General features: G+C 41.3%; 13 protein-coding genes. 1 reads left to right on the top strand and 12 read right to left on the bottom strand.

What is annotated here, in order from left to right; all coding sequences use genetic code 11:
- Nucleotides 1-3 precede the first annotated feature (3 nt).
- From CU053_RS06015 to CU053_RS06070, 12 genes are all read right to left on the bottom strand, one after another.
- Entirely contained in the window at nt 4-2,106 is a 2,103-nt protein-coding gene (locus CU053_RS06015) for a helix-hairpin-helix domain-containing protein (RefSeq protein WP_100551156.1), read from the bottom strand.
- 44 nt (nt 2,107-2,150) lie between these two features.
- Complete coding sequence (gene hemB / locus CU053_RS06020; RefSeq protein WP_100551157.1) at nt 2,151-3,146, bottom strand: porphobilinogen synthase; 996 nt, start codon at nt 3,144-3,146, stop codon at nt 2,151-2,153.
- Between the two features lies 1 nt (nt 3,147).
- A complete protein-coding gene (gene yhbY / locus CU053_RS06025; protein ID WP_100551166.1) occupies nt 3,148-3,426 on the bottom strand; it encodes a ribosome assembly RNA-binding protein YhbY in 279 nt (92 codons plus the stop codon).
- A gap of 267 nt (nt 3,427-3,693) precedes the next feature.
- On the bottom strand, nt 3,694-4,470 hold the full coding sequence (gene mazG, locus CU053_RS06030; protein WP_100551158.1) for a nucleoside triphosphate pyrophosphohydrolase: 777 nt from the start codon (nt 4,468-4,470) through the stop codon (nt 3,694-3,696).
- Nucleotides 4,460-5,236: an MBL fold metallo-hydrolase gene (locus CU053_RS06035; RefSeq protein ID WP_100551159.1), complete on the bottom strand. Its 777-nt coding sequence runs from the start codon at nt 5,234-5,236 to the stop codon at nt 4,460-4,462. The genes mazG and CU053_RS06035 overlap by 11 nt, the downstream gene beginning before the upstream one ends.
- Nucleotides 5,233-6,405: a tetratricopeptide repeat protein gene (locus tag CU053_RS06040; protein ID WP_100551160.1), complete on the bottom strand. Its 1,173-nt coding sequence runs from the start codon at nt 6,403-6,405 to the stop codon at nt 5,233-5,235. The genes CU053_RS06035 and CU053_RS06040 overlap by 4 nt, the downstream gene beginning before the upstream one ends.
- A complete protein-coding gene (locus CU053_RS06045) occupies nt 6,402-7,613 on the bottom strand; it encodes a hypothetical protein (protein WP_100551161.1) in 1,212 nt (403 codons plus the stop codon). The genes CU053_RS06040 and CU053_RS06045 overlap by 4 nt, the downstream gene beginning before the upstream one ends.
- Complete coding sequence (locus CU053_RS06050; RefSeq protein ID WP_158107038.1) at nt 7,594-8,373, bottom strand: uroporphyrinogen-III synthase; 780 nt, start codon at nt 8,371-8,373, stop codon at nt 7,594-7,596. The genes CU053_RS06045 and CU053_RS06050 overlap by 20 nt, the downstream gene beginning before the upstream one ends.
- The gene (locus CU053_RS06055) at nt 8,354-8,788 is read right to left on the bottom strand and encodes a SufE family protein (protein WP_233263348.1); all 435 of its coding nucleotides are present in this window, start codon (nt 8,786-8,788) and stop codon (nt 8,354-8,356) included. Before CU053_RS06055 ends, CU053_RS06050 begins: the two co-directional genes overlap by 20 nt.
- A complete protein-coding gene (locus tag CU053_RS06060) occupies nt 8,788-9,324 on the bottom strand; it encodes a TIGR00645 family protein (RefSeq protein ID WP_100551163.1) in 537 nt (178 codons plus the stop codon). Before CU053_RS06060 ends, CU053_RS06055 begins: the two co-directional genes overlap by 1 nt.
- A gap of 14 nt (nt 9,325-9,338) precedes the next feature.
- Nucleotides 9,339-10,727 carry a TolC family outer membrane protein gene (locus CU053_RS06065; protein ID WP_158107039.1) on the bottom strand — a complete coding sequence of 463 codons (1,389 nt, stop codon included), beginning with the start codon at nt 10,725-10,727 and terminating at the stop codon, nt 9,339-9,341.
- A gap of 38 nt (nt 10,728-10,765) precedes the next feature.
- Nucleotides 10,766-11,431, bottom strand: a complete 666-nt coding sequence (locus CU053_RS06070; protein WP_100551165.1) for a protein-L-isoaspartate O-methyltransferase family protein — start codon at nt 11,429-11,431, stop codon at nt 10,766-10,768.
- 608 nt (nt 11,432-12,039) lie between these two features.
- Between CU053_RS06070 and CU053_RS06075 the strand changes: the two genes are divergently transcribed.
- The coding region (locus CU053_RS06075; protein WP_158107040.1) for a hypothetical protein at nt 12,040-12,315 on the top strand (276 nt) is incomplete at its 3' end.

Genomic DNA, 12,315 nt, shown 5'->3' on the forward strand with positions numbered 1-12,315 from the left:
TATTTATTCGATAAGACTGAGGCTTACACGCTGTCGCTCAACATCAACACCAATCACTTTAATATGTGGTAGTTGCTGATTAAGACTGATCACTTCATTTGGATGATTTATCCGTTTACTACTTAGTTGTGAAATATGAATCATTCCATCATTTTTTAACCCAATATCAACAAATACCCCAAAGTCGGTAATATTGCGTACAACACCAGAAACAACTGCACCAACCTCAAGCGCTTTTATATCCAGCACATCGGCACTAAATAGGATTGCGGGCAATTCATCTCTGGGGTCAAAACCTGGTTTTTGCAGCTCTTTAATAATGTCGCGCAAGCTTGCCTCGCCAATATGATACTGCTTTGAAAAACTGGCAATATTGAGCTGCTGTAATTCTGACGCTGTTTTTTTTAATAACTCTCCTGCAACAGGGTAATGATCAGGGTGCACCCCCGTATTATCTAAGACATCACAAGCATCAGGAATACGCATAAAGCCTGAACACTGCTCAAAAGCTTTTTCCCCGAGACCTTTAACCTTTTTGATCTCAGTAATACGCTTAAACGCCCCATGTACCTGGCGATAATTCACTATCTCTTTTGCTAAACGAGGGCTTAAACCTGCAACATATGACAACAGTTTATCCGACGCGGTGTTGAGATTCACGCCCACATTATTCACCACAGTCTCAGTGACATCATGCAGCTTCTGTGTCAGCTTCTTTTGATCCACATCATGCTGATATTGTCCCACTCCCAAAGCCTTAGGGTCAATTTTAACCAGTGCGGCCATAGGATTCTGCAATCTTTGTGCAATCGATATAGCCCCTCTGATCGTCACATCTAGATCAGGATATTCTTCGTGTGCAAGCTTGGAGGCAGAATAAACTGAAGCACCTGCCTCAGATACAACGGTATAACACAACTTATGCACTTCCTCTTCATTGTATTTGGCAAAAAAATCCTGAAGCTCACGCGAGGCCGTTCCATTGCCAATAGCAACCGTATCAATCTGGTATTTCTCAACCAGTGATTTGACGATCTTTTTCGCCTCTGAAACTTTGTTATGAGGCGCAGCAGGATAGATTACACCTTGCGCTAAATACATGCCTTTAGCATCAATAACCGCAAGTTTGGCACCTGTTTTAAACCCTGGATCCACGCCTAAAATCGCATTTGCCTTGACAGGTGGGCTCATAAGCAACTGGCTTAGGTTCTCAGCAAAGACGCAAATGGCTGAGCTTTCAGCCTTTTCTTTTAATTGATTGATTAACTCACGTTCAATCGCAGGATACAGCAGCCTCTTATAGCCATCATAATAAGCTTCTAGTAGTAACTTGACGACAGTTCCTGCATTTCTTGGCAACTTATAACGCTCTATGGTTTCTTTGTAATGTTCATGATCAATCTCAACCTTCAGACTAAGCTCTTTTTCTGCCACTCCCCTGAAAATTGCCAAAAGCCGATGTGCAGGAACTTTATTGATATTCGCTTGATATTGATCAAACTGAGTAAAATTACCTTGCGCATTACAGCTTTTTGTCGCCTTAACATGTAACACCCCAAAACGTGAAGCCTGATCGCGCACAAACATACGCTCTTTTGGGCTATCTGCATATATCTCTGCGGCAATATCCATCGCCCCCTGTACGGCTTCTTCGATAGTTTTCGTCTCGCCTTTAACAAACGATTTTGCCCGTGCATAAAACACATCTTCACTGTCATAAGCTTTGATGAGTATATCCGCAAGTCCCTGCAATCCCTTCTCAATAGCTGCTTGCGCACGCGTATTGCGCTTTTGTTTATAAGGCTGGTAGATATCTTCAAGCTCATTCAGGGTTTGGACTGAGGCTAGTGCTTGCTTTAATTTATCGTCATATAAGTTGCGTTCAATCAAGGTACGCGCGATTTCATCTTTGCGCAGCTCAAGTTTTTGCAGATATTGGTAATGCTCATGAAAATCCCTAAGCTCTGCATCGCTTGCGCCGTTAGTCATTTCTTTACGATAACGCGCAATAAAAGGAATAGTTGCTCCCCCTTCTAATAAGGAAACAATATTTTCAACGGACTTGATGGATAAGCCACTTTTTGTAGCAAGGCATTGTAAGTTCATGAAGCTTTAAGAGGTTTCAATTGTGGCTGCTATCTTCAGTGATTTTATTGGTAATGTCCACTATTATCCGCCTGGATCCACGCTGCCACATCTAATGCACTATAAGTCAGAATAAGCTTGGCGCCTGCGCGCTTGATTGCTGTTAATGACTCTAGCAACACCGCTTTTTCATCAAGCCAGCCTTTTTCCGCTGCCGCCTTAATCATGGCATACTCACCGCTAACGTGATATGCCGCTACAGGTAAATGGGTATTTCGCCTGACATCTTGAATGATGTCCAAGTAGCTCAATGCAGGCTTCACCATCAAAAAATCCGCTCCTTCATCCTCATCCATTTGTGCTTCTTTTAGTGCCTCACTTTTATTGCGATAATCCATCTGATAAGATTTTCTATCCCCCTTAGGTGTTGAGTCACAGGCACTTCTAAAAGGACCATAAAAACCTGAAGCATATTTCACGGCATAAGACATAATTGCTACTTCACTATAATCATTTTGATCAAGCGCATAACGCATTGCCTGAATCATGCCATCCATCATGCCACTAGGCGCCACAATATCTGCTCCCGCTTTAGCATGTGACACTGCTGTTTTTTGCAAGATATCTAAAGTCTGGTCATTACTGATTTCTTCGTTATGCACAATGCCACAATGACCGTCTGTGGTGTATGCGCACAAACACACGTCAGTTGCAATAAGTAAGCCTGGATACAAGCTTTTAATTTCGCAAATTGCCTGCTGTACAATGCCATTATCCGCGTAATTTTCAGATGCGTATTTATCTTTAATGGCAGGAAGTCCAAACAGCATAATTGATAAAACACCCGATTTTTTAATCTCTTCAATCAACTCTGGCAACCGATCCAAAGACCAATGATATTGATTTGGCATCCCGTTGATTTCGCGTTTGATATCATATCCATGAACCACAAAGACAGGATACATGAAATCGCTCACATGTAATCGCACCTCAGCAACCTGCTCTCTTAAGCTCGCATTACGACGCAGTCTTCTGGGGCGTGTTACAGGGAAAAAGCCCATCTTACTCCCCTTTTTTCTTTGGTTTCCTGCGATACAAAATCGAAATATTACCAATAAGCTGCACTAACTCACACTTCATTTTTTGGCAAATCTCTTCTGTTACTGTTTGGCGAACCTCTTTTTCAGCGCCTGCTATTTTGACTTTAATCAGCTCATGAGCTACCAGAGCCAGATCGATTTCAACCAATACATTTTCAGTTAAACCTTTTTCACCCAGCAGTACCACTGGGTTTAAACCATGTGCCTGCGCCTTTAGCTGCTGACGTTGTTGTGATGTCAATGCCATATTTTCCTCTACTTTTTAAATTGTAATTTATTAAACTCGGCTATTTTATACTTATTTGATGGGCTTTAACTACTTTTACTTCAAAGGAACTTGGCACTCGTAATTCGCAAACCGGTGCAATTTTAAAAGGCGACACACACCCCTGCAGCAAGAACAATTTCTACAGCTCCGCCGAATTTCTTGGAGTATTACAATCTGGAGTTACAATATAGAAACTCGAGAATCTAACTAGCCCCAGCATTATTGTCCAAAAACCTTGTTTTATAAAAGCTTCTGCTGCTCCCATAGTGCATCTAATTCATCGGCATTAGCATCAAGCATGCTGCGATTCTGCTGTTTTAGCGCGCCTTCAATACCTCGAAAGCGTGTGGAGAACTTATGATTAGCCTGGCGCATTAATGCCTCTGGGTCAGCTTTTAAGTGCCTGGCAAGGTTCACACAGGTAAATAATAAATCCCCCAACTCCTCTTCGGCTTTCTTCTGATCACAAAGTAACACTTCTTTGAGCTCTTCTACTTCACTCTCAAGCCTGGCAAAAACATCTTCAATGCTGTGCCAATCAAAGCCGACACTCGCAGCCCTTGTTTGCATTTTCTTGGCTACTAGCATTGCAGGCATATTCAACGCAATCCCATCTAACTCGCTTTGACCCCTGCCACGTTCTTTGCGTTTAATCTCCAGCCATTCTTTCTCTAATGCTGCAACCTCTTTGATCTGCCCCGCTGCAAAGACATTGGGATGGCGAGCGATAAGCTTTTTCGTCAACGCATCAACAATATCATCAAAATCAAATAGCCCTTCCTCTTTAGCAATTTGCGCATAAAAAACAATTTGATTTAATAAATCTGCCAGTTCATATTTAACGAAATCTGTGGTGTGATGTTCGATGGCATCGACAAGCTCATATGCCTCTTCAATTGTGTACTCGGTTAAGGTGCGCCAGGTCTGCTCAATTGTCCAGGCACAACCCTTATCCTTATCGCGCATCGTTGCCATCACATGCAGAAGATCACTCAATTGATATTGCTTAGAAGACATCTTTACGCGCCCTTAATTCACAAAAAGCAGTTCTGGCATCAATGATCTGTTCATTGCTTTGCCTCAAAATCCGCCTTAACCTTGACTCTCCTGCGCGAAAGAAAATATTCATTTCTCTTTCATCCCCCAAAGTTGTAATGGGTTTATCCTCTGGTACAACACCACTGACTTGATTTGACCATTTTTTATAGGTCAAATCCTCAGAATCAATGCTTTGGGCGAAGGCCAAATTACCCTCAAAGTAATCATGCGCTGGATAAAGCTTTGTTTCAGCGGGAAGTTTTTTGAGTTTTTCGATACTCTCATAGAGCATTTTCACATCTGCCGTCACATCCTTAACATTACCCACGCCTGCAGTAAAAATGGTATCACCACAAAAAAGCAGCTCCTCCATCGGAAAATAAAAGCTAACATGCGAGGCAATGTGTCCAGGACAGGGAATTACCTGACACAAAGTCGTTGCAAATAAAATCCTCATTTCCTCGCTAACGATGTAATCAACCTTACCCCCGCGGTATTCTATAAAATTGCCATAGACAGGAATAGCGTATTTACCTTTCAAGCATGCAGCCGCAGCAACGTGATCATGGTGATTATGTGTCAATAAAATGGCTTCTGGCTGGATGCCGTTTTCTGTTAAAAAACTTTCATAATGCGTTGACAACGTTGGGTCGACAATGAGTCCCGTTTTTTTCCAGCTATTGACGATTAAATAATTATAATTGCGTAAGGGATTATTTAGGTACCATCGCTTAACATATATCATTGCGACTCCAACAATAACTTTTCAAATTCATGCTGCAATTTCTGTCCCTCATGCGCTCTTGATTGATACTCTGCCAGCTTCGATTTTAACAGCATGAGTTTTGCCTGATCAATTTTTTTCAACTCATTGTGGTGAACCACGTGGAGATTGCTCTCAATAAAACTCAAATCGTTATGTAACAAAGCATGTGTCATAACCAGAAGATTTAGTGCCTGATCCTCATGTGTCTTTTCTTTTAACCAGCAAGACTTGATAAATTCATCAGTGACTTCATCCTTGCCAAGCTCAAGATACAGTAAACTCAATTCATATTGGAGTGAGCTTACGAGTCGTTTTTGCATTCTTTCTCTCAATTCATCTTGTGAGATCAAGCCAGAAAGGCGCTTAAAGTAACAATATTCCACCCGAGCTGATACTGCGTAAGACCGAGGTAAGCCAAGCCAAATTTCATTCAGATCGCGCAATGAGACAACCTGCTGCAGCAAAGCATAAAAATAGTCATCTAACGAGGCTTGAGATAATATTCTTTGGTACTTTACAATGCTGTTCTTAGCACCAATACACTCTTTTTGCCTTATCTGGCTATTGATCAAAGCATCAACGATTTCAAGACTATTGGGCTCCTCTTTTACGAGTGTTTGCAGCAAAGACAACGCTGCACTAAAAGCCCCTGCTTTATAAAAAATCATCGCCTGGTAATAGCGCCAGATAAATCGATCTTTAACATCTTCCTTGACTGATTGCAGAATACTTTGCAGCTCCTGGCACTTACCCTGTACCAATAGACTCTGCCAATAAAGTACCGTCAAACCATCGCCAATAACAGGCAATGAAACCTGAGCTTGAGCCCTGTGCTTTTCCAAACCGATATAGTCCCTGATAAAATAGCTCTTTTGTCTATTGATCAGCTGCTGAATAAGCTTCTGACACTTACGCTTATGTAAGCCCTGCCACCATTGCGCAGGGCTTAGCAAAACAAGCTTCAGTACATGATACAAAAGACCTGACACTAGAAAAAAAACAACTATGAGCACCACAAAAAGCCATAAAGGCAGCTTAACAAGTGTATCATCAACAAAGAATGCCACTACGCCTGGGTGAGATAAAACCCATAAGCTGCCCAATACTGCCAGGGCACAAACCAGACCTAAGCCTATTGCCTTTTTCATATTGAGTCACCCTTCGATGGTGACTCTGGTAATGTCTCGCCAACCTTTTTATCCACCAATAATGAAGAGATGAGTCTGTCAACACCTTGCTCTATTTGGGCCATCGGAACCTCGTTTACCGCTGAAATAAGATTGATGACTTTCTTTGCATTGTCATCGGCAACAAAATACTGCTCCACTGTTTTGATCAAAGCTTGCTTCAGCGTTGCTATCATCTTGGTATTATTATTTATAACACCCAGTTTTAGCTGCCACAATAAATTATAGAGACTTGACAATAGCTTGATGTGCCCATCTTGTGCCAATAACACTCGGTCTTGAGGTGCTATTTTCTGCACTTGTATAAGCGATTTCATTTGCTGCCACGACTGTGCTAAGGCATCGCGCCAACCTGTTTCATCGGATTTATATGTGCTTGTTATTCGATGATCTCTTTCATCGCTTATTGTGCTAAGTGGTGGCAAAATTTTCAGATCCAATAAGCCTTCCTGCACAGCATTAATGCGTAAAAAGTTTTCTTCAACACTTGGCAGATTTTTTATTTGCACAATAAGTGAATCCATTTCAGGCATCCACTTCCCTGCCTGATCAACATTCATTAACATGGTTTTTGCTTGATTGAGAAACAGTAGCGTTTGTGTTTTACTGCCTAAAACCTGCCAGGCCTGTTTGCTAAAATTGAGATTTAAAACAACTGCCTGCTTATACATCTGCTGCATTTGTTGGCTTAGCGTAGAGCTTGGCAGCAAATAACTTTGTTGCACTTGGGCAAGCTTTTGCTCCAGTTGAGCCTGGCTCAGATTATTCGCATCTAATGCCTCTTTTAGTGCGCTTTGCTGCTTAGTTTGATTACCCTCCAGAGTGCCTAGCGCTTTTCGCTGCCGTTCTAGCTCCTGTGACTGAGCATCAACCGTATTTTGTAGTGCATTGATCTTAAGAACATCTTTCTCCACAGGCTTTTCTGCCCTCATTATTGCCGCCTGTTGCAAAGCCTCGTTATAACCCTGCTGTTTGTATAAAGCAAACAGGCTTGCACCTAAACCCGCAATCGCAAAAACAGCGACCAAAATAAATATAGCAACATAGCCGCGCCAACCTCCAGATCCAGAGAAAGACTTGTTCGCTGACGCACTTCGAGTCTCAGGGGGGATTTCCAAGGTGTGCGTTAAGCTCATTTTTTCATCGGCTCTATTTATTTTCTCTGACATAAGGCGGATCCTCTTGTTGCAGCTTTATGATCTCTACGATGAGCTCTTCATGGGTTAAATTCGCTAGATTGTATAATCTAACAAAACCCTCGCGTTTCGCCCAGTCTAACATTCGGCTATTTGTAACGGTAGCAATGCACAACTTACGCCACAGTGGGTATTCTTCAAACACCCCCATGCTTGCCTTAAGCGCTTCAAAACTGGTGTAAAGCAGAATTTTTGGTGTGTTTTCTTGCCAATTGATACGTAGTAATGGCTCAAGGATAAGTGCTTTAGCGCGACAAACGCGACGATAGCAATCAATAATGTTGAGCTTATGCGCTTTTTCATTGAGCACCTCTCTTAGCAGCTCACGTCCTGATTCACCCTTCACCAACAAAAAACTTCTATTACTAAGACTTCTCATATCTTGTTGTTGTAGTTCAGCCAGTAAGTGTTCAGAGTCAGCCTTTATGGGGGACAACGCATGAATGCCGAAGTTAAGCAATGCTTTTGCAGTTCCACGCCCGATTGCCCATACATTCCTATGAGCTAATTGATGCGCATCTATAGCTTGACAAAAAAATGCGCTAACGGCAAACGTACTGGTAAAAATAATATCATCAAAGCCTGTGATATCAGGCATATCAAAATCCAGGGAGATCACTTCAAAAGGCACAACCGCGATGGCAGAAATACCGTGCTTAGCTAAGCCATTAACCAACACCGAGGCTTTAGGTTCAGGTCGAAAAACAATGACCTCAGGCACTGACATCGACATACTTTTGTGCCGTGGTGTAAATGTAGTTAAGCATTGCATGTAAGCCATTGTTTCTTGTTGCGCTTAAATGTTTTGCCAAACCAATCTCAGTCATAAAATCAGTATTTGACTCTGTAATTTCTTTAGCTGTCGCATCACTATAAACCTTAAGCAACAAACCAATTAACCCAGAAACAATAGCCGCATCGCTAACTCCACAAAAACTTAACCTGCCATCGCTTAAAGTTGCATCAAACCAGACTTGAGACTGACATCCTTTGACCATGTGTGCTGCATCTTTTTTGCTCTTAGGAAATGGAGCCAAGCTCTTACCCAAACTAATCAAATAAGCATACTTATCACTCCAGTCATCAAAAAAGTTAAAATCCTTAACAATAGCTTCCTGTCGGTCTTTTATCGCCATACCCTCACTCATTAATACTCTTTAATTTTTTTCTCTAATAGTGCAACAAATACCAAAATCAATGCGGAGATGAGAAAAGTCAGATGTAAGACAACATACCACAAGAGCTCACGGTTAGATAACTGCGGAATATCTAAAAACTGCTTAAGTAACGAGATCGACGAAATAGCAACAATTGAACCTGCAATCTTCAGCTTGACTCCCGTGTGAGACAGGCGTTTGATCCAAATTGGTTCACCTGATTTGTGCTCCACATCTATTTTAGAAACAAAGTTCTCATAGCCGCTGATAATAACGATCACAATTAAATTGGCAACAAGCACGGTATCGCAAAGTGTGAGTCCCAAAACAATCAGCTCATGTGGTTTAAGAACCATGAGGCTTGCAAATAAATGCAAAACCTCATTTGCCATCTGATAAACAAAAGCAAGCAACACCAGCACCAAAATAATATAAATAGGTGCCTGAATCCAGCGACTGGCGAAAACAATTCGTTCAAGCAAGACCTCAATGTAGCTCAGCGCGCTACTCTCTTTTTTGTTAGACATTTTATTTAGCTACCCTAGATTACGCTACTACTCTGCGTTGAAGCTGTTTCTGGCGTAAGCCACTTATTAATAGCATCAATGTCCTTATACACTAAAGCTCCCGCCGTATTTTTGAGCCCCAACAAATCATTAATGTAGGCATATTTTGCTTTTGCATATTGTTGTTGCGCCTGGAAAAGCTGCTGCTGTTGTTGTAGTAGATCAACAATCGTATGCGTTCCAACTTCATAGCCAGCTTTCATCGCTTGAACCGATGCTTCTGCCGCAATCACTGCCTGTTTATATGCTTCCACCTGAGCAATATCAGATAACACCGTTAGATACGCCGTTTTTAATTGACTTTCTGTTGTACGTTCTGCCTCCAGTAATGTGTACTTGGAAGCCTCCGCAGTATATTGCTGCTGTTTTAATGAAGCATAATCACTGCCTCCATTGACTAAATTCCAGCTCACTCCCACACCCGCAGAAGCACTGGTGCTGCCTGAGGTGTAATTGGTATTTTGATAATTTAGACCTCTTGATGCTGTTGCTGTTAGTGTTGCAGCAGGCAGGAAGTTACCCCATAAACCACTGACCCCTGCTTTCGCTGCATCGACCAGGAATTGATTTTGGATAATCGTATTATTTTGCTTTAAAGCGATCTCCATCCACTTGTCCATATTATCTGGATCAGGTTTATCAAACGGAAACTTATCACTTAAATTTTCAATCGAGGTCACTGGCTGCCCAACAATTTGACTAAGTCTGGCATACGAAGTTGCCAAATCATTTTTAGCTTGAACGGTTGCAGCTACTGCCTTTTCATAGTCCGCTTTAATTGCCTGCACATCAGTGATCGCTGAAAGACCAACTTTGTATTTCTCTTGCGTTTGACTCAATAACTCCTTATTCCAGGATTGATTAGCTTCAGCATAAGCTAAATTATCCTGTGCCTGTAAAACTGCGAAATAGGCACTTGCCACATCTGTAATCAAACTCGCCTGAGCAATAACAAAAGTAATCGCATCAGTCTTTGCCTGGAAACTAGCGTAGTTATACCCACCCCATGCGCCCCAGTTAAACAGCGCCTGTGTAGCGGTAACGCTCGGTGTTTGCGTGAAATACTTTGATTTTTTCCCAGTTGATTCATCCACTGTTGAACTATAGCTTTCTTGTGCACTATAGCTTGCGGTAATATTCGGCAAAAGCTTACCCAAAGCTGCAGGCACATTTTGCTGTGTTGAATTAAATGTCGCCTCTGCTGCCATGTATTGCGCATTCTGCTTTTGAGCCAACTGGTAAATCTGTGATAAGTTCTGTGCTTGTATTGCTGCTTGTTCCGTTTTTGTATTAGATACAATGGGTTCTGCAACAGCATACCCCGCAAACAATAGCCCACTTATTACCAACGTAATTTTTTTCATCTGTTCGTCCAACCTTTTTATCATCATTTCTTCATTCCTCAAAAGCAGAATACTTTATTCTGCGTTTTTTCATCCACCAATGTGTAAACATCGAAAGCTGATATGTGCTGATAAGAATTATTCATATTCCTTTGCACCAAAATCGCTTTAGCATAATTTTCTTTCCCAAGAAAGTACAACATTCTACCGTTGATTGCCAAATATTTTAGGCACTCTGTTGGCTCTGCCTTTTGCAACTCTCTGACAACAATTAAATCAAATGTGTTTTGTTGTACTATGTCATTGAGAACTTCCTCACTATTTTGAGAGCTTAAGTGATACTTGACATTATACACCCCGATTGTTTTCAACACATTTCTGACGTGATTTAGCACATCCTCATATCGATCAACCACATCCACAAGCTTAGTTAATTTAGCTAAGAGCGCAGTTAAGTAGCCGCAACCACAGCCTAATACCAGCCCTTTTTCGTGCCTTTTTGGCTGAAGAAACTGAAGCACCTTGGCAACGGTTTGCGGGGTTAGCTCACCTTGCCCATGATTTAAAGGAATCGCCACTTCGGAATATGCCACTTCACGAAAATTACTCGGAACGAAAATTTCGCGAGGGGTGTCAGCGATAACACTCAACAAATCACCATAAGGAATGCCCAATATCCGAATTTGTTGTCTGATCATATTTTCTTTCGCAAGTTCTGTACCCATTTTTTATCACCTTTTAGAACAACAGCGTACTTTTAAACCTCACAAAAACCGCCTGCTGACACATAAGTTTACTGCCTGCTATTCTAAACGCATCATTCAAGATATTCAAACATTGTTAGCTGATCGGGTGCGATTATCATGTCCTTATTTTTCAACATCAGTGATTGACCCTGCACATCCTGATCCCACCATTTTTTAACGTGAGGAGTCTCTATACCGCTCGTATAATGATTTACGATGGGTATACATCAAGTTCTTTTGTTCAGTTACAAGCGAGTTTAAAAACTTTTCTGCATTGTCTGTCGATATGTAGTTTGTATTTTGCTTTCATGTTTTTAACTTTAATCCTTGTAGTTCTTTGTTACACCACCTTAACGGAAAAGAAAAGAATTTGCTGATTGGTTGCTTATCTTTACTAGATTTCAGGGCTGTTTTTCTTTACTATTTCACTCAACTGTGATGGGTGCGCTTCAATGCGTAGCAGTGGTAGTATTTTTGGGATAAGCATGTTGCRGTTTAAATTAACAAATGCGCAGCAGSRGTTATGGTATCCCTATAAACTCGATCCAATATTTTTAACAAACATCAACTTAACTTTGTAATGTGCCATGAAAACTAAAATTATTGTTATTGGAAATGCAGGGCTTTGCCTTGAGTGTTGTAAACTCGTTCATGGCTCATCAGATTATGATTTAATGGCAGTCATCAGTAGTGATTCGCTTATACAGCAGTGGAGTCAGCAGCAGGGTATTCAAATCCTGTCTTATGCGGAATACCAAAAAAGCCACTATCGAGACTATGTGCTATTGAGCATTGTTAATGAGTGGATTATTCCTGAAAAATTAATCAAAAAACATCGGGTAAAATACGCGATTAACTATCAT

It is taken from the genome of Caedibacter taeniospiralis (assembly GCF_002803295.2).
GTDB classification, from domain to species: domain Bacteria; phylum Pseudomonadota; class Gammaproteobacteria; order Francisellales; family Francisellaceae; genus Caedibacter; species Caedibacter taeniospiralis.

What these genes read in the sequence shown, in the direction of transcription:
- CU053_RS06015 (WP_100551156.1), bottom strand. Translation starts at nt 2,106, where the DNA reads ATGAACTTACAATGCCTTGCTACAAAAAGTGGCTTATCCATCAAGTCC.
- hemB (WP_100551157.1), bottom strand. Translation starts at nt 3,146, where the DNA reads ATGGGCTTTTTCCCTGTAACACGCCCCAGAAGACTGCGTCGTAATGCG.
- mazG (WP_100551158.1), bottom strand. Translation starts at nt 4,470, where the DNA reads ATGTCTTCTAAGCAATATCAATTGAGTGATCTTCTGCATGTGATGGCA.
- CU053_RS06035 (WP_100551159.1), bottom strand. Translation starts at nt 5,236, where the DNA reads ATGATATATGTTAAGCGATGGTACCTAAATAATCCCTTACGCAATTAT.
- CU053_RS06040 (WP_100551160.1), bottom strand. Translation starts at nt 6,405, where the DNA reads ATGAAAAAGGCAATAGGCTTAGGTCTGGTTTGTGCCCTGGCAGTATTG.
- CU053_RS06045 (WP_100551161.1), bottom strand. Translation starts at nt 7,613, where the DNA reads ATGTCAGAGAAAATAAATAGAGCCGATGAAAAAATGAGCTTAACGCAC.
- CU053_RS06050 (WP_158107038.1), bottom strand. Translation starts at nt 8,373, where the DNA reads ATGTCGATGTCAGTGCCTGAGGTCATTGTTTTTCGACCTGAACCTAAA.
- CU053_RS06055 (WP_233263348.1), bottom strand. Translation starts at nt 8,788, where the DNA reads ATGAGTGAGGGTATGGCGATAAAAGACCGACAGGAAGCTATTGTTAAG.
- CU053_RS06060 (WP_100551163.1), bottom strand. Translation starts at nt 9,324, where the DNA reads ATGTCTAACAAAAAAGAGAGTAGCGCGCTGAGCTACATTGAGGTCTTG.
- CU053_RS06065 (WP_158107039.1), bottom strand. Translation starts at nt 10,727, where the DNA reads ATGAAAAAAATTACGTTGGTAATAAGTGGGCTATTGTTTGCGGGGTAT.
- CU053_RS06070 (WP_100551165.1), bottom strand. Translation starts at nt 11,431, where the DNA reads ATGGGTACAGAACTTGCGAAAGAAAATATGATCAGACAACAAATTCGG.